The organism is Roseinatronobacter sp., assembly GCF_051859525.1.
Classification (GTDB): Bacteria; Pseudomonadota; Alphaproteobacteria; order Rhodobacterales; family Rhodobacteraceae; genus Roseinatronobacter.
Window position 1 is genome coordinate 194,899 of the sequence record NZ_JBHYFM010000003.1, and the last position, 20,921, is coordinate 215,819.

Genomic DNA, 20,921 nt, shown 5'->3' on the forward strand with positions numbered 1-20,921 from the left:
CATGGAAACGCGGGCAAATTACGTTCTGATCGGTGCATTCGCCCTGGCGGGTTTTTTCGGTATCATGGGCTTCTTTCTGGTCTTCAGCAAATACCAGTTTGACAGGCAGTTCGCCTATTACGAAGCCAGTTTTGATGCCGTTTCAGGCCTGTCGCGATCTGCCGATGTGCGGTTTGCGGGCCTGCCGGTCGGACAGGTGCTGGATGTAAGCCTTGCGCCCGATGGCCGTGTGCGCGTCATGCTGGAAGTGGACCGCGCAACGCCAGTGCGCGCGGATTCGGTCGCGATTGTGGACAGTTCCGGCATTACCGGCGTGGCTTTCGTGTCGATTTCGCCAGGGTCGCAGGACGCGGCGCTGATCAATGACCGTGATGATGTGCCACAACTTGATGTCGGGCGCTCGACCATCCAGTCCTTGACCGAAACTGCCCCGCGCATTCTGGAAGAAGCGCTGACTGTGGTGGAACAGGTCAATCAACTGCTTGGCGCTGAGAATCAGGGCCGCGTTGCCGCGATTCTGGACAATATCGAACGCTCCTCGGGGGATTTGTCAGCGGCGCTGGACAGTTTTGCAGGGTTTACCGAAACCGTTGATGCGGCAACCGAAACCTTTACCGAATTCAGCGACAATCTGGCCCCTATTCTGCGACAGGCGGAAAACACGCTGGAAAGTCTGGAATTCGCAATCGACGAAATCGCCCTTGTTGCCACCGAAGCCCGCTATACCTTCGAGGCTGGCACCCAAACCCTGAACACCGCAGATGCCTTCGTGGCAGGCGATTTGTCAGTTCTTGTCACCGAATTGAGCGATGCCGCTGCATCTGTTCGCAACGAGCTGGAAGAATTCAGCCGCGAGGCGCAGGTCATGTTCGGCGAATTCACCCGCACCAGCAGTGCGGCAACGCAACGCATCGAAGCATTGGACCCTGCCCTTGCGCGGCTGGACCCGTTGCTTGCACGCGCCGACACCACCTTGCAAACCGTCGAACGGATGTCGGATAATATTGACGGGCTGGTCACAGGTGACGGGGCTGCCCTGATCGCCGAGGCCCGCGACATGGTCGCCATCGCGCGCGATGCCACAACATCCATCGCGCGCGCGGCCGAAACCGACCTGCCCCTGATCATGGCCGATATTCGCGCCGCAACCGAAGAAATCCGCGGCGTTGTCGCAACGGTTGGCGAAGACCTGTCCAGCGCTTCGGGCCAGATTGATGCCGTATCGGATGCCGGACTGCGCGCGCTGGATCAAGTCACCGGCACATTTGCCAATGCCAATACAACGCTGGATGCCATCAACCGTGCCTTGGTTACAGGCGAAAGCACCCTGCAGGCGGCAGAACGCGCCTTCGTGGGCGCAGACCGTGTCATCAACGAAGATATAGGCCAGATCACGGAAGATTTGCGCGATGTCCTGGGCCGGTTGGGCCGCGCGGTAGATTCCGTTGCCGATGACATTCCCGAAGTGACCGCCGACCTGCGCCGCACCGCCGAAAGCGCGGCACGCGCATTTGATGACCTAAGTGCAATCATTCGTGACAGTGGCGCACCTGTTCGCGAATTCACGACAACCGGCCTGCCCAATATCAGCCAGCTTGCGCGGGAAACGCGCGGTCTGATTTCAAACCTGGACCGGCTGACGCGCCAGATCGAACGCGACCCGACACGGTTTTTCCTGAACCGTCAGACACCGGAGTTCAGAAGATGACAGTTTCACGCAGACATATGATGACCACGCTGCTGGCGCTGACAGCCCTGTCGGGTTGCGGGGCCGTTTCCGCGCTGAATCAGGCAACGACACCGCTGGATGCGTTCGAGTTGCGCGCCCCGCGTGATCTGCCGCAAGCGGGCCGCATGCTGGCACGATCCCTGAGTGTGGAGCCGCCGACCACTTCGGGCGCGCTGGATACCGACCGCATCCTGATCAAGCCCAATGCCGTACAATCCCTTTACCTGCCCGGTGTTCGCTGGTCCGAGGATGCGCCGCAAATGATGCAGACGCTTGTGCTGCGCGCCTTTGAAGACACTGGCGCATTGTCTTATGTCGGACGCCGCCCCTTGGGCGGGTCGGGCGATTTTGCCCTGATCAGCGAGATCACGGATTTTCAGGCCGAGCTGGGACCGGATGGCGATTCCGTATCAACACGCATCCGGATCACGGCACGGATGGTGCGCGAGTCCGATGCGCGCGTCCTTGCAAGGCGCAGCTTTACCGCGACAGCGCCAGCTGCGTCAAACAGCGCGCTGGATATTGTCGAAAGTTTCAACCGGGCGTCAGATGTCGTCGTCACGGATCTGGTTCGCTGGGGGTTGGAGAGTATCGGTCTGCGCCTGCCCGCAACCTAGCGCTTATTCAAGCCTGCGTGAGGGCTGCCTGCCCCCACACCCCCGGGGATATTTTCACCAGAATGAAAGATAGGATCGCCCGTGCTGAAGTCACTTTATGACTGGACCCTTTCACTGGCGCGACACCCACATGCACTATGGGCGCTTGCGCTGGTGGCATTTGTGGAAAGTTCTGTTTTTCCAATACCGCCGGATGTGTTGATGATTGCCATGATCGTGGCACGCCCGTCGCGGGCATTCGTCATTGCGGGGGTTGCCACAGTCGCGTCGGTGGCAGGCGGGATGGCGGGCTATTTCATAGGCTATGGCGCGTTCGAGACGCTGGGCCGGCCGGTGTTGGAGTTTTACGGCAAGGACGCGTATTTTGAACAGTTTCAGGAACGGTATAACGAATGGGGCGCATGGGCGGTGCTGATCGCTGGCGTGACCCCCTTCCCCTATAAGGTTATCACCATCCTGTCAGGCGCGACCGGATTGTCCTTGCCGGTGTTCATTGTTGCATCCGTTATCGCGCGGGCAATACGCTTCTTTATTGTGGCGGCATTGCTGTGGAAGTTTGGTACACCGATCCGTGATTTCATCGAGCGGCGGCTGGGTCTTATGTTCACCTTGTTCATGGCGCTGCTTTTGGGCGGGTTTCTGGCGGTAAGGTATCTTTAATGCGGCGGAATATACAGCTTCTGGCGTTGACAGGGTCGATCGGGCTTTTGCTGGGGGCACTGGCGTTTCAGTATATCGGCGGCATGGCGCCATGTGCGCTGTGTATCTGGCAGCGCTGGCCACATGTTGTGGCCCTGCTGGGGGCTGGCGCACTGGTCCTGCCAAATCCGGTTTTTGCGATGCTTGGCGCGGCAGGGGCTACGGGGTCCGGAGCAATCGGGATTTATCACACCGGGGTAGAGCGCGCGTGGTGGGAAGGGCCGTCCAGCTGCAGTGCGGGCGGCGACCTGTCGGGGCTGAGCGCGCAGGAATTGCTGGACCGGATCATGGCCGCACCGGTCGTGCGTTGTGACGAAGTGCCATGGGAAATGTTGGGCCTGTCGATGGCAAGCTGGAATGCGGTAGTGTCCTTCGCCATTGCGGCACTGTGGCTGGCAAGCCTGCGCCTGCGCTAAGGCTAGCGCAGGCGTCGGGCAGGAAACTCGCCGATCCTGAATTCCCCCACCACATGGCGCCATTCACCCGCGCGCAGCTGCTTGCGATGTGTGAAGCGCACAGAATGCAGGGGGCCATCGATACTGCCCTGCCAGAATTCGATGAATTCGAACAGGCGCGGATAGTCGGGCGCGAGATCGTATTCCTGCCAGACGAAGGTGTTCAGCACATGAATATGGTCGGGCATGCGATAGATCATTTCGGCAGTGGTCAGGCCGTAGCCCTTGAGCATAAGTTCGGCGGGGGATGCATCCATTTCAGACCTCAGGTTTCTGGTGGTTCTGAAATCATGCCAAGAGAATAATAATAATCAATGAAAACATGCTGTTGTCACTTATGAGGGACGGCTGCCAAGGGGGGCGGCTTTGCGGCATTGCACCCCATATCATGGTTCTGGTAAGGTGGCACCGACGAGATATAGTGAAGACCCAAACCGCGCGAGGATCAGGTGAGCGATAGCCCCGAAACCCCTGAAAACATTGACGAAACACCACCATCCGGCCCAAGCGGACCAAGTGTTTCGATCACGCAGGAAATGCGCTCGTCCTATCTTGACTACGCGATGAGCGTGATTGTCAGCCGTGCCATTCCCGATTTGCGCGACGGCTTGAAACCTGTGCACCGGCGTATTCTTTATGCAATGCACGACACTGGCAACACCCATGACAAGCCGTATCGCAAATCTGCCCGTGCCGTGGGCGAGGTGATGGGCACCTATCACCCGCATGGCGACAGCGCGATTTATGACGCGCTGGTGCGCATGGCGCAGCCCTTTTCCATGTCGCTGCCATTGCTGGACGGCCAGGGGAATTTCGGGTCCATGGATGGCGATAATGCCGCGGCAATGCGTTATACCGAAGTGCGCATGGACAAGGCCGCAGGCGCGCTGCTGGCCGATATCGACAAGGATACTGTCGATTTCCAGTTGAACTATGACGGTCGCGACAAGGAACCGACCGTGTTGCCCGCGCGCTTCCCCAATATGCTGGTCAACGGCGCGGGTGGTATTGCCGTGGGCATGGCCACGAATATTCCGCCGCATAACCTGGGCGAGGTGGTGGATGCAACGCTTGCGCTGATAGACGACCCCGACCTGTCCTCAGAGGCGTTGATGCAGTATGTGCCCGCCCCCGATTTCCCCACGGGCGGGTTGATTTTGGGCCGCGCAGGCGCGCGCAAGGCTTATCTGGAAGGGCGCGGGTCTGTTGTCATCCGCGCCAAGACCCATATCGAGGAACTGCGCAAGGACCGTTTCGCGATCATCGTGGACGAAATTCCCTATCAGGTGAATAAATCGACCATGGTCGAGAAGATCGCCGACGCCGTGCGCGAAAAGAAGATCGAGGGCATTTCTTCTGTCGCGGATGAATCCGACCGCATTGGCGTGCGGGTCGTTGTGGAACTGAAGCGCGATGCCACGCCTGATGTGGTGCTGAACCAGTTGTTCCGCTTCACGCCCATGCAGACCAGTTTCGGTTGCAACATGCTGGCGCTGAATGGCGGGCGGCCCGAACAGTTGATGCTGCGTGATTTCCTGACCGCTTTCATCGGATTCCGCGAAGAAGTGGTCACCCGCCGCACGGCCTATGAACTGAACAAGGCGCGCGAACGCAGCCATGTGCTGTGCGGTCTGGCCGTGGCCGTGTCCAATGTCGACGAGGTTGTGGCCACCATCCGGTCGTCGGCAGACCCGGCCGAGGCGCGCGAGAAGCTGATGACGCGGCGCTGGCCGGCAATGGATATTGCGCCCTATATCCGGCTGATTGATGATCCCAGCCATACGATGAACGAGGACGGCACCTATAACCTGTCGGAGATTCAGGCACGCGCCATTCTGGACCTACGCCTGCAACGCCTGACCGCCATGGGCGTCAAGGAAGTCACGGATGAATTGGAAAGCCTTGCTGCCAAGATCAAGGATTATCTGGATATTCTGCGATCCCGCGCACGCGTGATGGAGATTATCGGAACCGAGTTGCGCGAAGTGCGCGAAGCCTTTGCGGTGCCGCGTCGCACCGAAATCGTCGACTGGGCCGGCGATATGGATGACGAAGACCTGATCGAACGTGAAGATATGGTCGTGACCATTACCAGCGGCGGATATATCAAGCGCACACCTTTGGCCGACTTCCGCGCGCAGCGCCGTGGCGGCAAGGGGCTGTCGGGCATGGCCACCAAGGATGATGATGTCGTCACGCAGTTGTTTGTGGCCAATACCCATACGCAGCTTCTGTTCTTCACCACCGACGGGATGGCCTACAAGCTGAAGACATGGCGCCTGCCACTGGGCGGGCGCACGACACGCGGCAAGGCAATGGTCAATATCCTGCCCATCGCGCAAGGTGTCAGCATTGCGGCGATCATGCCGGTTGAACGCCCCGAGGACGAGTGGGAAAACCTGCAAATCATTTTCGCCACATCGGACGGGTCGGTGCGGCGCAATGCGTTGTCGGATTTCGTGAATGTGAAATCCAATGGCAAAATCGCGATGAAACTGCCCGAAGGCGTCAGCATGGTGAACGCGCGCATCTGCGATGAAGATGACGACGTCATGCTGGTTACCGCATCTGGCCGCGCAATCCGGTTCCGCACCACAGATGTGCGTGTGTTCAAGGGGCGCGACTCGACTGGCGTGCGCGGTGTCAGGCTGGGCGATGGAGACAGCGTTGTGTCCATGGCCGTGATCCGCCATTTTGAGGCCAGCCCCGAAGAACGCGCAACATATCTGAAAATGCGCCGCGCCATGGCGGGCGTCACCGATGATGACGGCGATGACGAAGAAGACACCGCCGAAGGGGCATTGTCGCCTGAACGCTATGCGGAAATGTCCGCCTGTGAAGACCTGATCCTGACCATTTCGGAAAAGGGTGCCGGAAAACTGTCCTCCAGCCACAATTACCCTGTGCGCGGACGGGGCGGCATGGGTGTCGCGGCAATGGACCGCGCCATGCGGGGCGGCGCGCTTGTGGCCTGTTTCCCTGTGGATGCGAATGACCAGATCATGCTGGCCACATCCAAGGGCCAATCCATCCGCGTGCCGGTGCAGGGCATTTCCTTCCGCTCCAGATCGGCTGGCGGGGTGAAGGTATTCAACACCTCAAACGGTGAGTTGGTGGTGTCAGTCGCACGCGTGGCCGAGACTGGCGACGAGGCAGACGCCACGGATATTGCGCAGGGCAGCGAGGATGCTTCGGAAACTTGAGGCCGCGCTGGCAGATTGTGCAGCGCGGCACATCACGGTGACTTATGCGCAGATGGCCGCGAGGATTGGGCTTGAAGGGCCGGGGCGCATAGCGAAACTGACCGATGCGTTAGAAACCCTGATGGAACAAGACGCACAGAGCCGCGCCCCCCTGCGCGCAGCGCTGGTTGTCGGGCGCAGCGCAGGCGGGTTGCCTGCGCGCGGTTTTTTTATGAAAGCCGCTGAACTTGGTCTGGGCGCAGGCCAGACACCGCAGGCGTTTCATGCCAGCCAGGTGGCGGGGGTCTTTGCCATGGCGACGAATTCGGCCGCCGACATATAAAACTTCAATAAAATCCTATAAAACCTGCACCACACTGACCTGCCAACGCCGCAAAGGTGACATGATGCGCGTGCTTTTACTGTCTGATTGGCACCGTTCACATGGTGTCGGGGCAATTAGAAAGGCTAGCGGATATGCGCGACGGATACATAAAGGATTTCTTGGTGTCGGAATGCGGCGCGGTCACGGTTGACTGGGTTGTCCTGACAGCCGCAATCGTCGGGCTGGGTGTCTCTGTCGTTGCCTATGTTTCGACGGGCACGCTGGATCTGGCTGAAAAAATTGAAGACGCGCTTACGCCCGCAGACTGAGTATCCCACGCACCAAGGGGATTTATCGGATTCAAGATTTGTTAGGAACTTCATGCCATTTCTAGTGCATGTTGCTCAAAAGTGGGAACCGGTTTTGAGCTTCTCGAACATGCAAAACCAATAAGTTAAAGCATGTCGAGTGAATGCGAATGAACGCGACATGCTCCAGTGCGCGCATAGGAAAAGACCCATGAACCAGTATATATGTATGATCGACCTGAAACCGAATGCACACCCGCTGGCATTTGCGCGCGCAGCGGAACAGTGGTTTGAAGGGCTGAAAACCGCCGGAAAAATCTCGGGCTGGACATTGCTGCGGCGCAAATTGCGATTGGCAGGCCCCGGATACGGGGATTTTATCGTGATCGTGGAAGTGGTGGATCTTGCGCAGCTTGATTTGGCCTTCACCCATTTGGCAGACGGCGATCACGATGCCGCGCGCGATTATGACCAGATCCATGGCATGATCGACACAGTTGATGTGGGGCTGTACCGCCCCTACCCGGACGATGCACAGGTTGAACGTCTGGCCCTGATCTAAAACAATGTCAGCCGAACATATGGCCGCCGGTATTGCATGGCGGGAAAGCGCGGCATATTCACGCCGCCACGTTCTGCCGGTGCAGGATGCGTCAGGCAGTACTGCGCGGGAAACGGGCCGTCAAAACCGCGACGCCGCATGATCATTTGCAAATTGTCGCGCGACCAGCCAGCTTGCACATGCCATTCCCCCGGCGGTTGCAAGGCATAATGGCAAGCCCCCCAACTGGTAGCTGACCCCGGACAAAAGCGTCCCCAACAACCGACCTGCAGCATTGGCCATGTAGTAGAACCCGACATCGCGCGTGATCCTCTCTGCCGTGCCGAACGCGAGGATAAGGTAGGAATGCACGGAAGAATTCAGCGCAAACACAAAACCGAAGACCAGCAAGCCCACAACCAGGACGCCCGTAAGCCATGCTTCCGGCCCACCGGCAAAGGCGGCAGCAGCGGCCAATACCAATGGAATGGGCACCAGCACCCCAGCCCAGAAAATCGCCTTTTGTGTGATCGCCTGTTCCGACTGCCCCTTGCCACCGAGCAGCCGCGGGGCAAGGGCCTGAACCGCGCCATACCCAATGATCCAAAGCGCCATGAAACCACCAACCAGAAAGAAAGCCTCGCGCCGGCCCTCGGCAGTCCCATCGGACAAGACGGCCTGAAAATAGATCGGGATGCCCACGACAAACCACACATCGCGCGCACCAAACAAAAACATCCTAGCAAGGCTCAGGCGGTTCACGCGCGCATCGCCAGAGCGCCAGCCCGACCATTTATCCGCGCCCTTCATGCGACCGGGCAGCCCGTCGGGCAGAAACACAAGCACTGCCAGCAATATTACCGCCAGAACCCCCGCCATGCCCCATATTGCGGCCTGAAACCCGACTACGGCCAACAACGCCGCCCCCAGCAAGAAACCCGCACCCTTGACAGCATTTTTAGATCCTGTCAGCGCCGCGACCCACTGGAACAACGCCCCTTCGCGGGACGGGGCGAGAATTTTCACAGCGGATTTCGACGACATCTTGGCCAGATCCTTGGCAACACCGGACACGCCCTGAACCGCCATCACGAATATAACAGAGGCGGTGATTGTCCAGGACGGGTCAAGCTGCGCAAGCGCAACAAGCGCCGCAATCTGCAAGCCAAGCCCCGCATATAATGTGACAGCCAGGCCAAACCGCGCGGCAAGCCAGCCCGCAGCCAGATTGGTGATAATCCCGGCCACTTCATAAAGGACAAACAACCATGCGAGTTGCACCGGCGAAAAGCCCAGCGCATTGAAATGCAACAACACCAGCATGCGCAATGCGCCATCCGAGAGCATGAACGCCCAATAGGCCGCAGTGACCGCCATATAGGCGCGCAAGGGGGAGGCAGCGTTGCTCATGGTGGTATAGCCTGTTCCTGATTGGACAAGGTGGGGGGCTGTCTGCCCCCCACACCCCCCGAGGATATTTGGACCAGAATGAAGGGGGCAGGGGCGCTAATGTGTTGTCGCGATCATGCGGGTGATGTCACCGAGGCGGCAGGCATATCCGAATTCATTGTCATACCAGGCATAGAGTTTGAGTTGGGTACCGTTCACCACCATGGTCGATGGTCCATCGATGATGCCCGAGCGGGGGTCATTGGTAAAATCGCTGGATACAAGGGGGCGATGCTCGAAGCCCAGAATGCCATTGAGGGCCCCATTCGCGGCAGTTTCAAGCAGGCCGTTGACATCCTCGCGGGTGGTGGCCTGATCGAGTTCGAACACACAATCGGTCAAGGAGGCATTCAGAAGCGGAACCCGCACAGCGTGGCCGTTCAACCGCCCCTTGAGTTCGGGATAGATCATGGTGATTGCCGTAGCGCTTCCGGTTGTCGTGGGGATCAGGTTCATCAGCGCCGATCGCGCGCGCCGCATGTCCTTGGCCGGACGGTCCACGATGGTCTGGGTATTTGTAACGTCATGGATTGTGGTGATTGAACCATGGCGGATGCCAAATGCCTCATGGATGACCTTGACCACCGGGGCCAGACAGTTTGTTGTGCAGCTTGCCGCCGTGATGATGTCATGCTGTGCCGGATCATACAGGTGATGGTTGACGCCATAGACGAGGTTGAGCGCGCGCGCGTCCTTGACGGGCGCACTGACGATGACCTTGCGCACACCGGCGGTAGAATAGGGGGCGAGTTTTGCAGGCGTTTTGAAAGCGCCGCTGCAATCCACCACCAGATCAATACCCAGTTCAGCCAATGGCATATCTCCTATACGCCGAGCATGAGAGAGGGGAAGGCACTGGCCATCAAGGATGAGCGAGCCCCCCTCATGCGATATATGCCTGTGCCACCGGCCATGCACGCTGTCGAATTCCAGCAACAGCGCGTGTTGTTCGGCCGAACCGACCGGATCGTTCAGCAGCGCGATATCACCACCCGAGCCGTTGTCGACAAGGTCACGCAGCACAAGTTTTCCGATACGCCCAAGGCCGTTAATTGCGATGCGGGGACGAGAGGGGGATGGCATGTGTCAGGCACTCATTCAAGTTCAGGCATCTACGCCAATTGCATCGATGCGGGTTTGTAGGGAAAGCTGGTCCAGCGCAGTGACCGGCAGGGCAAGGAACGCTTCGACCTTGCGGCGCAGGCAGGCATAGGTCTGCACGAAAGCAGGATGGTCCGCATCAGGAGAGGCCTGATTGCCAACCGGATCCGGCAGCCCCCAATGACCGGCAATCGGATATCCGCGCCATGGCGGGCAATCTTCGGCGGCGGACCTGTCGCAGACGGTCAACACGAAATCCATCTGCGGGGCATCTGCCGCCTGAAACACCTGCAAGTGTTTGCTGCGCAAACCGGAAAGGTCATGCCCGTTGCGCGCCAATACGTCCAATGCTGCAGCATTCGGGCTGCGCGCGGGGGCTGTGCCCGCGGAAAAGGCCCGGAAGCGTCCGGCACCAAGATCGCGCAACAGCACTTCGGCCATGATCGAGCGGGCAGAATTCCCCGAGCAGATAAAGAGCACATTCAGACTGCGCCCCTTGTCCTGCAGCATGCCCGTTCTGCGGACCGGCACAACAGGCATAAGGTCAGGGCGCGCACGCCCGACATCCAGCGCCAGATATGCGACCAGCGCTTCGGCTGTTTGCAGATCGACCGCATAATACAGTGCACGCCCCTGACGTGTGACATGCACCAGCCCAGATGACACCAGATCACGCAAATGGTGCGACAGGGTATTTTGCTTCAGCCCCAGCATCAGGGCAATTTCGGTCGGCCGCTGCCCATGCGGCGCAAAGCGCATCAATAACCGAAAGACCGAGAGCCGGTCCGCATGACCGAGAATGGCAAAAATCTGTGACGCGTTTTTTATTTCCATAATTCACGAATAGTGGAAATGTAATCAGGCTACAAGTGATCGTTTTATGACAGACGGCCAGCGGCGCTATCACTCCAGCGACGTCACCCACAGGATTTCTGCATCCTCACGAGAGAGCGAAATGACATTATGCCCCATGGTCGCGTCATAGTACGCGCTATCGCCGCGCTTCATATCCACGGGCGCATAGAATTCTGTGAACAGCCGGATCTCGCCTGTCAGGACATACAGGAATTCTTCGCCCCCGTGACGCACCCAGCCGTCAAAATCCTGCATGTCACGCGCCCGTACACGCGCCTGATAGGGCAACATTTTCTTTGCGGTCAGTTGCGTTGCCAGCAAACGGTGGTCATATGTCGGGGTGGGATGTGCCGTGCCGTCATTGCGCAAGGTCAGCGCCATACGCCCGCTGGCTCGTGTAACTTCGGGGGGGGTGAAAAGTTGCGGAACCGAAATTTCCAGACCGCCCGCCAGTTTCTTGAGCGCGTCATAAGTGGGCGACATCTGGGCATTTTCGATCTTGGACAAGGTCGAGCGAGCCAGACCTGCGGCTTTGGCGGCCTGTTCCAGTGTCCAGCCGCGCGCACGGCGCAGGGCGCGCACCCGTTCAGCCAGATCAATGGGCTGGGCAGGTTCGACATCCCCGCCGGTGCGGGCAATTCGCAGGACATTCGCGTTTTCAGGATCACTCATGGCGGTTCTCTTTACGCAAGCATGCTTACACTTGCAACTGCCACAACGCAGGCATAAATCATGAACATGTTATCCATCACAGACACCGACATGCCCACGCCATGCCCTGCGCCATTCAACATGGCGCACTATGTGCTTGCGGCAGGGACGCAGACACCTGACAAGATCGCCTTGCAGATTGTGCGCGCCACGGGTGCGGAACGCTGGTCCTATGCCAGTCTGATCGCGGCAGTGCGCGGCACCGGGCAGGGTTTTCTGAACCGGGGGCTGAAACCCGGGGACCGTATCTTGCTGCGTCTGGGAAACAGTGTTGATTTCCCCGTTGCCTATCTGGGCGCGCTGGCTGCGGGGCTGGTGCCGGTGCCGACATCGGCGCAACTGACAACGCCAGAGGTGACACGGATCGCGCAACAGGTCACACCTGCGCTGGTTATAGCCGCCGAAGGGGTGGCGCTGCCTGACCATAGCGCGCCGGTTCTGCACCTTGCAGAGTTGAAAATGATGCGCGACCTGCCCCCCTGCGACTGGCATATGGGATCCCCCGACAGGGCGGGGTATATCATTTACACATCAGGCAGTGGCGGCAGCCCGCGCGCCGTTGTCCATGCACATCGCGCCATCTGGGCACGGCGGATGATGTGGGACGGCTGGTACGGGCTTCGGGCAGATGACCGTGTCTTGCATGCAGGTGCGTTCAACTGGACATACACATTGGGAACCGGCTTGATGGACCCTTGGGCCATCGGGGCGACTGCGCTGATCCCCGAAGCTGGTGCGCCGTTGGCATTGATGCTGAAACGCTTTGACGCGACACTGTTTGCGGCGGTTCCGGGGGTGTACCGCCAGTTGTTGAAGGACGGGCGCAAACTGGACCTGCCACGCCTGCGCCATGGCTTGTCCGCTGGCGAGAAACTGCCTGATGCAACACGCACCGCATGGCACGAGGCAACCGGAACCGCGATCTATGAGGCGCTTGGAATGTCGGAATGCTCGACCTATGTGTCGGCCAGCCCTGCGCGCCCTGCCCCTGCGGGAACGGCAGGCTATGCGCAGCGGGGCCGTCGGCTGGCCGTGCTGGGCACAGATAGCCAGCCCGTGCCGCGCGACCATGACGGCATGCTGGCAATCCACCGCAATGATCCTGGCCTGATGCTGGGCTATCTGGACGCGGACGGCCTGCCGCAACTGCCCCTGACGGGGGAATGGTTTGCCACAGGGGACAATGCCCGCATGTCCCAGGATGGCGCAATCACCTATGTCGGGCGCGATGATGATATGATGAACGCGGGCGGGTTTCGCGTCTCGCCGCTGGAAGTCGAGCGCGCCCTGGCCGAGCACCCCGGCATCATGGATATCGCCTGCACTGAAATTGACGTGAAACCCGGTGTCACAATCATCGCGGCATTTTACACCGGCGCAGCCCCCCTGCCCGCCGCAGAACTTGACGCTTTTGCGGCGGCCCGACTGGCGCGCTACAAGCAGCCGCGCCTGTATCACCATTGCGACAGCCTGCCCCGCGGGACCAATGGCAAACTGTCACGCCGCGCCCTGCGCGCCAGCCATAAGGCCCTGACATGATCACGCTGGACATCTACTCAGACCCCGTTTGCCCGTGGTGTTTTATCGGCAAGGCGCGACTGGATCGCGCCCTTGAAAGTCGCCCCGACCACCCGTTCGACATTCGCTGGCACCCGTTCCAGCTGAACCCTGACATGCCTGCCGATGGCATGGACCGGAACGAATACATGTCATTGAAGTTCGGCGACGCGGCTGCGGTTCTGGACGCCTACCGCCCGGTGATTGATGCTGCGCAAGACACAGGGCTGGTATTGGACCTGCCCGCCATCACGCGCACCCCGAACACACTGGATGCGCACCGCCTGATACACTGGGCGGGTCTGGAAGGACGGCAAACCGCAATGGTCAGCACATTGTTCCGCGCCTATTTCCAGCAGGGCCGCGACATTGGTGATACGGCAACCCTTCTTGAACTGGCGCAGTCGGTCGGGCTGGACCGCAACCTGATCGCACGCCTGCTTGACAGCGATGCAGACCGCGCCCTGATTGCCACCGCCGACCGTGATGCGCGCGCGCGGGGCATTTCAGGGGTGCCATTTTTCATTGTTGCACAGCAATACGCAGTTTCAGGCGCACAAACCGTCGAGACATGGCGCAATGTCATTGACGAAGTCGGGGCGCGCTGAATGCCCCCCTTCCCCCCGACCAAACCACTGCGTTTTGGCGAGTTCGTGGCGCTGATGGCGCTGATGACTGCCATGGTCGCCTTCTCGATTGATGCGATGCTGCCTGCCTTGCCCGTGATCGGGGCAGAATTGTCACCGGATGCGCCCACACACGGGCAACTGGTGATCCCCGCCTTCGTTCTGGGGTTGGGGTTGGGCGTTATGGTCTGCGGGCCGGTTTCCGACGCATACGGGCGGAAATCGGTACTGCTGGTGGGGCTGGTGCTGTATATCGGCGGGGCGCTTCTGGCGTCACATGCTGCCACTATCGAAACACTTCTGGGCGCAAGGCTACTGCAAGGGCTGGGGGCGGCGGCCCCGCGTGTGGTGGCAACCGCGATGGTCCGCGACCTGTATCAAGGCCGCGCAATGGCGCGCGTCACCTCGATCATCATGACGCTGTTCGTGTTGTTTCCGGCGGTTGCACCATCGATCGGGGCGGGAATAATCCTGTTGTCCGACTGGCGCGCTATTTTCTATGCTTTCGTCGCGTTCGGACTTGCAAGTGGAATATGGCTGTTTCTGCGCCAGCCTGAATCACTGCCACCGCAGCGCCGCCGCCCGCTAAGCCCGACCGCCATCGGAAATGCCATCGTAGAAATCAGCACAAACCGCGCCGTCATGGTCTATGTCGCCGCGCTGGTTTTTTCCTTTGCGCCGCTGTTCACATGGCTGTCCAATCTGCCCATGATCTTTGATGAGGTATATGACCGCGCATCCAGTTTCCATTTGTGGTTTGCTGCGACTGCGTTGATTTCCGGTAGCGCCAGTATGGTGAATGCCAAACTGGTTATGCGGTTTGGCATGCGAAAACTGGCAACTATTGCCTTCACATGGCAGGTGCTGGCATCTGCGGTGTTTCTGTTGATATTGCCGCTGGACCTGCCTGCACCGTGGGATTTCGGGGTCTTCTTCGCGTTTATGTGTTCGACTTTTTTCACCATAGGACTAACTTTCGGAAACCTGAACGCGCTGGCTTTGCAGCCCTTGGGCCATATTGCGGGAACAGGTGCCTCGGTGGTTATGTCATTATCGACGATTGGGGCCGTGGCAGTATCGGTTCCGGTTGCACTGGCCTATGACGGATCGCCACTGACGCTGGTGGTTGGCAATTTCGGGTTCGCAGGCTGCGCATTGGCGTTATTGCTGTATTCACGACGGTTTGCAGCCGCCGATATGGCTTGAAGACCGGCGCGTTTCGCGCGACGATCAACAAATGAACTGACACAAAAATATAGGCGGGTCTTATGGAACTCATTCTGGCGCTTGTCGTCCTTCTGGTCCTGATTGTTATCATGGGGCTGAAGATCGTGCCCCAGTCACGCAATCTGGTTATTACACGGCTTGGGGCTTATCACCGGACCCTGGATGCGGGCGTCAATATCATCGTGCCGTTTCTGGACCGCGTGCACGCCAATGTACCGGTGAATGATCAGGTTTTGAACGATATCGAACTGGAGGTTGTATCGGCGGATAACGTGGTGTTTGGTGCGCAGCTGCTGGTTGTCTACCGCATCGAGAACCCCGAAGCGGCGGTATTCCGCGTCAACAATATCGACAATCTGGTGGTCGGGCTGGTGCAATCGCTGGTGCGGTCCGAATTGGGCAAGGTTGAACTGGATGCTGTGCAATCCGATCGCGGGTCACTGAATGTTGCCTTGCTGGAAGCGTTGGAGGACGCGGGCAAGACCTATGGCATTCGCATCAGCCGGTCTGAAATCACTGATGTCCGCCTGAACGAGACGACACAGAAGGCCATGGCCGAGGTTCTGGCCGCCGAACGCGAACGCCGCGCCGCCATTACCCGCGCCGAAGGTCAACGCCGCGCGGCGGAATTGAACGCAGATGCGGAATTGTATGAAGCCCAGCGCCGCGCGGATGCGATCCGTGCCATTGCGCAAGCCAATGCAGAAGCCAACCGCGAGATTGCTGCATCACTTGAAGGGGCCAATGCCCAAGAAGCACTGGTGTTCCAGACCGCGCGCATGCAGGTCGAGGCGCTGGAGGGGCTTGCGAAATCCGACAATGCAAAACTGATCATGCTGCCCGGCGGTCCGTCCAATGCCTTCCGCGAGGCGGCGGCGATTATGAAAGACATTTAAGCAATGGACGCGCTTGGCCTGCCAGACTGGATAATCTGGGGCATTATTGCCGTGGTCCTGCTGATCGCGGAAATGATGACCACAGTGTATGTGGCCCTTGGCTTTGCATTGGCCGCCGTGGCAGTGGCTGTTCTGGTCTGGTTGCTGCCAGGATTGCCCGTGCTGGTGCAAGCACTTGTCTGGGCCGCGTTGGGACTTCTGGTCTGGTTGGGGCTGTCACGCTGGAACACGGCACGCCGCAAGAACCGGCGCGACATCAATGACTTCGACTCTCTCGAGTCATTGCCGGAATCGGATCGCAAAAAGCGAACACCACCGGGCGATGCACCAGACCAGTAGCGCCCCAATGGCCAACGGCACAGGCTGGCACGACGCCCCGCCTGTGCCCGAGGCGGCGCCGCATCAGACTTCGCCGTAAAGCCCCTCATAGATTGGTGTCAGGGTTTCAGTATCAAACAGGGACGATACTGACGTCCCTTTCCATGTGTTCAGAATGCCTTGGGCAAACATGGGCGCGGTCGGAACGATGCGAATGTTATGCGCAGATTTCACCGCTTCGGTCGGCGCTATGGAATCCGTAATGACAAGGGATTTCATGACCGAATTCGTGATCCGTTCCACCGCGGGACCAGACAGAACGCCATGGGTGATATAGCTGTGCACTTCCGTGGCGCCCGCCTCGACCAGTACTTCTGCTGCTTTGCACAGCGTTCCGGCAGTGTCGCAAATGTCATCCACGATGATACAGCTTTTGCCGCGCACATCCCCGATGACGGTCATTTCCGCAATCTCGCCGGGTTTTTCGCGGCGCTTGTCCACAATCGCCAGCGCACAGCCAATGCGTTTGGCCAGCTCACGCGCGCGCGCCACACCGCCAACATCGGGGGACACGACCGTTACATCCTGCAACCGCCCCTTGAAATGATGCAGCACATCCAGTGAAAAGACGGGCGCCGCGTAAAGGTTGTCCACCGGAATATCAAAGAACCCCTGAATCTGGGCCGCGTGCAGATCCAGCGTCAGAATACGCTCAATGCCTGATTGCGCGATCATATTTGCGACCAGTTTGGCAGAAATGGGCGTGCGCGCCTTGGTGCGGCGGTCCTGACGGGCATAGCCGAAATAGGGGATAACCGCCGTAATGCGCGACGCAGACGACCGCTTCAGCGCATCAGCAATAATCAACAATTCCATCAGGTTGTCATTGGCAGGATTCGACGTGGACTGGATAATGAACATATCCTCGCCGCGGACATTCTCATACACCTCGACAAAAACTTCCTGATCGTTGAAGCGTTCCACCCGCGCGTCAACAAGCCCCACACTCATACCACGATGCAACGACATTCGTCGCGCAATGGCCTTGGCAAGCGGAACATTCGCGTTGCCGGAAATCAGCTTGGGTTCGGTGCGGTCGATCATGGGACAATCCTTGACGAAATGGGGCCGGATGGGATTCGGACAAGATTGACACCGCTTACCACCCCGCTACGATCTTGCAAACCGCCAAGGCAAGGAGCCGCAAGAAATGCCGCATATTGACTACTACTTAACGCCCATGTCGCCTTGGACATATCTGGCCGGCAAACGCCCTGCACAAATTGCCGCGAAATCCGGCGCCAGCCTGCGCTACAAACCACTGGACCCGACAGCGCTGTTTGCCCGCACAGGCGGTCAGGTGCTGGCAGACCGCCATGACAGCCGCAAGGCATACAGGTTGCAGGAATTGCGCCGTTGGTCTGAACGTCTGGACATGCCGCTGAACCTGCGCCCCGCGTTCTTTCCGGCCAATCCTGCGCCTGCCTCTTATGCCATGATTGCGGCACAAGAAGCGGGCGGCGGCGATCTGGCGGAACTGCTGCACCGCCTGACGCGTGCCTGCTGGGCAGAGGATCGTAACATTGCCGATGACGATGTCATTCGTGATTGCCTGTCAGCGGCAGGTTTCGATCCGGCCCTTGCCTTCAGCGGCATGTTGCAGGGCGCGGAAATCTACCCCCGCAACCTTGAAGATGCGGTCGCGGATGGCGCTTTTGGCGTGCCGTTTTTTGTTGTCGGGCAGGAACGGTTCTGGGGTCAGGACCGGCTTGATTTTCTGGCCCGGCATCTTGGGGTCAGCCCCTGACCCCGTCCGGAAGCGAAAGCCGCAGGGGCGGGACACCATAGGCTGGAAAAACAAAATGCCCCGAACCAACGAGTGGTTCGGGGCATTTTGCAAATAACGCACGCGTGTTCAGGCAGCTTCCGCCTCGGCTGCGGCAGCGGCATGACGCCGTTCGCTTTCCTCGCGCGACAGGGCGACCGACGTGCGTACACCTTTGGCCACGAATTCCATCAGGCCCGACACAACACGTTCATTGGGGTCGATACCCGCGCAGCTTAGCACCTCGCGGCCATCACGGGACCGCGCCCAACGCGCGATTTGTTCCGGGCCGTTGCCATATTTCTTGTCATCCGCAATCGCATCATCAAGTGCAGCCAACACAACCGCTGCGAAAAGTTTGCGGGCGCGGGCCCCTTGCTCATGCGTGAAGGCCGTTCCATCCGCTGAATCGAACATGTTTCGTTCCTTATTCTTGCTCTTGCATTTACCGCTCGGGCCTGCATACGCGGTTTGCGCTGTGATTCGCTACGCTATTCATGCATACCAGCCATGCAATTTTTGCATGAATGCAATATTTCCGGCAAAGGATCGAGTTCTTGCCTAAATCCTATCTGCGCGATATAGGGGCAAAAACCCATTATTCAAGGCGCAGCAAGGTATCCTATGCCCAAAATCAACGGTAACGAGATTCGCCCAGGCAATGTTCTGGAACATGATGGCGGGCTTTGGGCTGCGGTCAAGGTCAACCATGTGAAACCCGGAAAAGGCGGCGCATTTGCCCAAGTCGAGATGAAGAACCTGCGCGACGGGCGCAAACTGAATGAACGCTTCCGGTCCGAAGACAAGGTTGAGCGTGTGCGCCTTGAACAAAAAGACCAGCAGTTTCTATATGAAACCGATGGCCGCCTTGTTGTGATGGACATGGAAAGCTTCGAGCAGATCGAACTCGATGTCGAAATTCTGGGCGAGCGCCGCCCCTTCTTGCAAGATGGCATGACCGTCACGGTGGAATATTACGGCGAAGAAGCGCTGAACATCTCGATCCCGCAGAAGGTTGTCTGCAAGATCGTGGAAACCGAACCTGTCGTCAAAGGGCAGACTGCGGCAAACAGCTTCAAGCCTGCGGTGCTGGACAATGGCGTGCGCATCCTTGTTCCGCCCTTTGTCGGACAGGACGAAGATATCGTCGTGAACACGGAAACATTCGAATATTCCGAACGCGCCTGACACAGTCACAAGTTTTTCAGACAATATTGCAATGGTCGTTCTGCAATATTGCTTGTCCCGCAAGGTGTGTGTGCGTTAAGCCCTTGTAAATGGGCCGATACCGCAGGAGCATGCCATGCGCCTTTTTCTTGCTGTGATGACCGCGCTTGCAACGGGTGTGCCTGTTGCGGCGCGTGATATCACCGCGACGGTGCAATGGGATATGCCGACACCGCAAGGCGCTGAAACAGTCACTGTGGTTCTGAACAATGAAGGGCAGTTGCTGGCGCAACAACGCGTTGATGTAACGCCCGACAACAACACCGCCACACACAGCTTCGCGGCATTGCCACGGCAAGCCGGCAGTCTTCAGGCCGGGCTTGTGCTGGATGGGCAATTGCTGGCGCAAAGTTCACAGCTAAGTCTGGACGGGCGCGGCGCGGCGCCCGATCTGGTCTTGCATCCGATCCTTGCGCTTGGCTTCCGGTCATCCTGGGCGTGTGACGATGGCACAACCCTGATGCTTGCCCCTGCCGCGGGGGGGCTGCGCGCCATCACCCGGCAGGGAACGATGTTCTTTCACGATGACGGGCAGGGCCGTTTTTCTGCGGAGGATGGCACGGTACTGGATGATGACGGCCCAAGCATTACGCTGACGCCTGCAAACGGCCCCCAGCCCGCGACCTGTGCGCGCATTCCAGCGCAGCCGATCCTGCCAATCACGGCCCGTGCCGCCGACGAAAGCTGGCAAATCGAGCTGGGCCTGAACGAGGCGCTGATCACCCTGCCCCGACCGGACGGGGATCAGGATATACTTGACCAGATGACAGCGCGACGCACCGATGACGGGGCGCTGCTGTTCGAGTCTGATGCAATGTCGCTGCGCCTTACGGATGAGGCTTGCAAACTGGATGATGCAATCATCCCGTATCCGGTTTCTGCGGCGCTGACACGCCACACATCATCAGCGGTCAGTCACGGATGTGCAGGCGCGCCATTAAGGCTGCTGCAAGGCCGCACATGGTATGTCGATACGCTTTTTTCGGTCCCTCACCCTGCGGACATGCCCGACCTGACGCTGGAGGTCGCAAACGGCCAGATCAGCGGACGCCTTGCGTGCAACCTGTATGTTGGACAGGTCGCAATCGTAGACGGCGCGCTGTCCCTTAGCGACCTTGGAACAACACGGCTGGCCTGTCCAACAGCAAAGCGCAATCTTGAATTACGGCTTCTGGACGCATTGGAACACGCAGACGGGTTCGACATAGGCAACAAGGGTGAATTGATCTTGCGCAGCGGGTCGGTCACAACACTGACGGCGTCACGCCGGTAA

The 20,921-nt window shown here is 59.0% G+C and carries 23 protein-coding genes; 16 read left to right on the forward strand and 7 right to left on the reverse strand.

Going from position 1 to position 20,921, the window contains the following annotated elements:
• Position 1: 1 nt before the first annotated feature.
• The 4 genes from ACTIE1_RS05330 (at position 2) to ACTIE1_RS05345 (ending at position 3,461) form a co-directional block, all read left to right on the forward strand.
• Positions 2 to 1,708, forward strand: a complete 1,707-nt coding sequence (locus ACTIE1_RS05330; protein WP_439562340.1) for an MlaD family protein — start codon at positions 2 to 4, stop codon at positions 1,706 to 1,708.
• Positions 1,705 to 2,346: an ABC-type transport auxiliary lipoprotein family protein gene (locus ACTIE1_RS05335; protein WP_439562341.1), complete on the forward strand. Its 642-nt coding sequence runs from the start codon at positions 1,705 to 1,707 to the stop codon at positions 2,344 to 2,346. Before ACTIE1_RS05330 ends, ACTIE1_RS05335 begins: the two co-directional genes overlap by 4 nt.
• An 81-nt stretch (positions 2,347 to 2,427) precedes the next feature.
• Positions 2,428 to 3,006, forward strand: a complete 579-nt coding sequence (locus ACTIE1_RS05340) for a YqaA family protein (protein WP_439562342.1) — start codon at positions 2,428 to 2,430, stop codon at positions 3,004 to 3,006.
• Complete coding sequence (locus tag ACTIE1_RS05345; RefSeq protein ID WP_439562343.1) at positions 3,006 to 3,461, forward strand: disulfide bond formation protein B; 456 nt, start codon at positions 3,006 to 3,008, stop codon at positions 3,459 to 3,461. Before ACTIE1_RS05340 ends, ACTIE1_RS05345 begins: the two co-directional genes overlap by 1 nt.
• A 2-nt stretch (positions 3,462 to 3,463) precedes the next feature.
• Here ACTIE1_RS05345 and ACTIE1_RS05350 read toward each other — a convergent pair whose 3' ends face one another.
• Complete coding sequence (locus ACTIE1_RS05350; RefSeq protein WP_439562344.1) at positions 3,464 to 3,757, reverse strand: usg protein; 294 nt, start codon at positions 3,755 to 3,757, stop codon at positions 3,464 to 3,466.
• Positions 3,758 to 3,949: 192 nt separating this feature from the next.
• Here ACTIE1_RS05350 and gyrA point away from each other — a divergent pair, with 192 nt between their 5' ends.
• From gyrA to ACTIE1_RS05370, 4 genes are all read left to right on the forward strand, one after another.
• A complete protein-coding gene (gyrA, locus tag ACTIE1_RS05355) occupies positions 3,950 to 6,703 on the forward strand; it encodes a DNA gyrase subunit A (protein WP_439562345.1) in 2,754 nt (917 codons plus the stop codon).
• A complete protein-coding gene (locus tag ACTIE1_RS05360; RefSeq protein ID WP_439562346.1) occupies positions 6,687 to 7,025 on the forward strand; it encodes a hypothetical protein in 339 nt (112 codons plus the stop codon). Before gyrA ends, ACTIE1_RS05360 begins: the two co-directional genes overlap by 17 nt.
• A 134-nt stretch (positions 7,026 to 7,159) precedes the next feature.
• Entirely contained in the window at positions 7,160 to 7,336 is a 177-nt protein-coding gene (locus ACTIE1_RS05365) for a hypothetical protein (protein WP_439562347.1), read from the forward strand.
• Positions 7,337 to 7,526: 190 nt separating this feature from the next.
• The gene (locus ACTIE1_RS05370; RefSeq protein WP_439562348.1) at positions 7,527 to 7,877 is read left to right on the forward strand and encodes a DUF6614 family protein; all 351 of its coding nucleotides are present in this window, start codon (positions 7,527 to 7,529) and stop codon (positions 7,875 to 7,877) included.
• 120 nt (positions 7,878 to 7,997) lie between these two features.
• On the opposite strand, the gene arsJ is transcribed toward ACTIE1_RS05370, so the two are convergent.
• The 4 genes from arsJ to ACTIE1_RS05390 all read right to left on the reverse strand — a co-directional run bounded on the left by arsJ (position 7,998) and on the right by ACTIE1_RS05390 (position 11,933).
• Positions 7,998 to 9,266 carry an organoarsenical effux MFS transporter ArsJ gene (gene arsJ / locus ACTIE1_RS05375; RefSeq protein WP_439562349.1) on the reverse strand — a complete coding sequence of 423 codons (1,269 nt, stop codon included), beginning with the start codon at positions 9,264 to 9,266 and terminating at the stop codon, positions 7,998 to 8,000.
• Between the two features lie 96 nt (positions 9,267 to 9,362).
• A complete protein-coding gene (locus ACTIE1_RS05380) occupies positions 9,363 to 10,388 on the reverse strand; it encodes an ArsJ-associated glyceraldehyde-3-phosphate dehydrogenase (RefSeq protein ID WP_439562350.1) in 1,026 nt (341 codons plus the stop codon).
• A gap of 21 nt (positions 10,389 to 10,409) precedes the next feature.
• Positions 10,410 to 11,240: an ArsR family transcriptional regulator gene (locus tag ACTIE1_RS05385; protein WP_439562351.1), complete on the reverse strand. Its 831-nt coding sequence runs from the start codon at positions 11,238 to 11,240 to the stop codon at positions 10,410 to 10,412.
• Between the two features lie 69 nt (positions 11,241 to 11,309).
• Positions 11,310 to 11,933, reverse strand: coding sequence for a helix-turn-helix domain-containing protein (locus ACTIE1_RS05390; protein WP_439562352.1), 624 nt, complete (start codon positions 11,931 to 11,933; stop codon positions 11,310 to 11,312).
• A gap of 60 nt (positions 11,934 to 11,993) precedes the next feature.
• Here ACTIE1_RS05390 and ACTIE1_RS05395 point away from each other — a divergent pair, with 60 nt between their 5' ends.
• The 5 genes from ACTIE1_RS05395 (at position 11,994) to ACTIE1_RS05415 (ending at position 16,617) form a co-directional block, all read left to right on the forward strand.
• The gene (locus tag ACTIE1_RS05395) at positions 11,994 to 13,511 is read left to right on the forward strand and encodes a class I adenylate-forming enzyme family protein (RefSeq protein WP_439562353.1); all 1,518 of its coding nucleotides are present in this window, start codon (positions 11,994 to 11,996) and stop codon (positions 13,509 to 13,511) included.
• Entirely contained in the window at positions 13,508 to 14,137 is a 630-nt protein-coding gene (locus tag ACTIE1_RS05400; RefSeq protein WP_439562354.1) for a DsbA family oxidoreductase, read from the forward strand. The genes ACTIE1_RS05395 and ACTIE1_RS05400 overlap by 4 nt, the downstream gene beginning before the upstream one ends.
• Positions 14,138 to 15,361: a multidrug effflux MFS transporter gene (locus tag ACTIE1_RS05405; RefSeq protein ID WP_439562355.1), complete on the forward strand. Its 1,224-nt coding sequence runs from the start codon at positions 14,138 to 14,140 to the stop codon at positions 15,359 to 15,361.
• Positions 15,362 to 15,423: 62 nt separating this feature from the next.
• Complete coding sequence (locus tag ACTIE1_RS05410) at positions 15,424 to 16,278, forward strand: SPFH domain-containing protein (protein ID WP_439562356.1); 855 nt, start codon at positions 15,424 to 15,426, stop codon at positions 16,276 to 16,278.
• Positions 16,279 to 16,281: 3 nt separating this feature from the next.
• Positions 16,282 to 16,617 carry an NfeD family protein gene (locus tag ACTIE1_RS05415; RefSeq protein WP_439562357.1) on the forward strand — a complete coding sequence of 112 codons (336 nt, stop codon included), beginning with the start codon at positions 16,282 to 16,284 and terminating at the stop codon, positions 16,615 to 16,617.
• A 63-nt stretch (positions 16,618 to 16,680) separates the two neighbouring features.
• On the opposite strand, the gene ACTIE1_RS05420 is transcribed toward ACTIE1_RS05415, so the two are convergent.
• The gene (locus ACTIE1_RS05420) at positions 16,681 to 17,700 is read right to left on the reverse strand and encodes a ribose-phosphate pyrophosphokinase (protein ID WP_439562358.1); all 1,020 of its coding nucleotides are present in this window, start codon (positions 17,698 to 17,700) and stop codon (positions 16,681 to 16,683) included.
• 106 nt (positions 17,701 to 17,806) lie between these two features.
• Between ACTIE1_RS05420 and ACTIE1_RS05425 the strand changes: the two genes are divergently transcribed.
• A complete protein-coding gene (locus tag ACTIE1_RS05425) occupies positions 17,807 to 18,403 on the forward strand; it encodes a 2-hydroxychromene-2-carboxylate isomerase (protein WP_439562359.1) in 597 nt (198 codons plus the stop codon).
• A 108-nt stretch (positions 18,404 to 18,511) separates the two neighbouring features.
• Here the strand turns inward: ACTIE1_RS05425 and ACTIE1_RS05430 are convergent, their stop codons facing one another.
• Entirely contained in the window at positions 18,512 to 18,838 is a 327-nt protein-coding gene (locus ACTIE1_RS05430; protein WP_439562360.1) for a DUF6280 family protein, read from the reverse strand.
• 207 nt (positions 18,839 to 19,045) lie between these two features.
• Here ACTIE1_RS05430 and efp point away from each other — a divergent pair, with 207 nt between their 5' ends.
• Together efp and ACTIE1_RS05440 are read left to right on the forward strand one after the other, a co-directional pair.
• Positions 19,046 to 19,609 (forward strand): elongation factor P, encoded by a 564-nt coding sequence (efp, locus tag ACTIE1_RS05435; RefSeq protein ID WP_439562361.1) that lies wholly within the window; start codon positions 19,046 to 19,048, stop codon positions 19,607 to 19,609.
• 115 nt (positions 19,610 to 19,724) lie between these two features.
• Positions 19,725 to 20,921, forward strand: coding sequence for an META domain-containing protein (locus tag ACTIE1_RS05440; RefSeq protein ID WP_439562362.1), 1,197 nt, complete (start codon positions 19,725 to 19,727; stop codon positions 20,919 to 20,921).

Coding starts and splice junctions, on each gene's coding strand:
- ACTIE1_RS05330 (WP_439562340.1), top strand. CDS start 2: ATGGAAACGCGGGCAAATTACGTTCTGATCGGTGCATTCGCCCTGGCG.
- ACTIE1_RS05335 (WP_439562341.1), top strand. CDS start 1,705: ATGACAGTTTCACGCAGACATATGATGACCACGCTGCTGGCGCTGACA.
- ACTIE1_RS05345 (WP_439562343.1), top strand. CDS start 3,006: ATGCGGCGGAATATACAGCTTCTGGCGTTGACAGGGTCGATCGGGCTT.
- ACTIE1_RS05350 (WP_439562344.1), bottom strand. CDS start 3,757: ATGGATGCATCCCCCGCCGAACTTATGCTCAAGGGCTACGGCCTGACC.
- ACTIE1_RS05360 (WP_439562346.1), top strand. CDS start 6,687: ATGCTTCGGAAACTTGAGGCCGCGCTGGCAGATTGTGCAGCGCGGCAC.
- ACTIE1_RS05365 (WP_439562347.1), top strand. CDS start 7,160: ATGCGCGACGGATACATAAAGGATTTCTTGGTGTCGGAATGCGGCGCG.
- ACTIE1_RS05370 (WP_439562348.1), top strand. CDS start 7,527: ATGAACCAGTATATATGTATGATCGACCTGAAACCGAATGCACACCCG.
- arsJ (WP_439562349.1), bottom strand. CDS start 9,266: ATGAGCAACGCTGCCTCCCCCTTGCGCGCCTATATGGCGGTCACTGCG.
- ACTIE1_RS05380 (WP_439562350.1), bottom strand. CDS start 10,388: ATGCCATCCCCCTCTCGTCCCCGCATCGCAATTAACGGCCTTGGGCGT.
- ACTIE1_RS05385 (WP_439562351.1), bottom strand. CDS start 11,240: ATGGAAATAAAAAACGCGTCACAGATTTTTGCCATTCTCGGTCATGCG.
- ACTIE1_RS05390 (WP_439562352.1), bottom strand. CDS start 11,933: ATGAGTGATCCTGAAAACGCGAATGTCCTGCGAATTGCCCGCACCGGC.
- ACTIE1_RS05395 (WP_439562353.1), top strand. CDS start 11,994: ATGAACATGTTATCCATCACAGACACCGACATGCCCACGCCATGCCCT.
- ACTIE1_RS05400 (WP_439562354.1), top strand. CDS start 13,508: ATGATCACGCTGGACATCTACTCAGACCCCGTTTGCCCGTGGTGTTTT.
- ACTIE1_RS05405 (WP_439562355.1), top strand. CDS start 14,138: ATGCCCCCCTTCCCCCCGACCAAACCACTGCGTTTTGGCGAGTTCGTG.
- ACTIE1_RS05410 (WP_439562356.1), top strand. CDS start 15,424: ATGGAACTCATTCTGGCGCTTGTCGTCCTTCTGGTCCTGATTGTTATC.
- ACTIE1_RS05415 (WP_439562357.1), top strand. CDS start 16,282: ATGGACGCGCTTGGCCTGCCAGACTGGATAATCTGGGGCATTATTGCC.
- ACTIE1_RS05420 (WP_439562358.1), bottom strand. CDS start 17,700: ATGATCGACCGCACCGAACCCAAGCTGATTTCCGGCAACGCGAATGTT.
- ACTIE1_RS05425 (WP_439562359.1), top strand. CDS start 17,807: ATGCCGCATATTGACTACTACTTAACGCCCATGTCGCCTTGGACATAT.
- ACTIE1_RS05430 (WP_439562360.1), bottom strand. CDS start 18,838: ATGTTCGATTCAGCGGATGGAACGGCCTTCACGCATGAGCAAGGGGCC.
- efp (WP_439562361.1), top strand. CDS start 19,046: ATGCCCAAAATCAACGGTAACGAGATTCGCCCAGGCAATGTTCTGGAA.
- ACTIE1_RS05440 (WP_439562362.1), top strand. CDS start 19,725: ATGCGCCTTTTTCTTGCTGTGATGACCGCGCTTGCAACGGGTGTGCCT.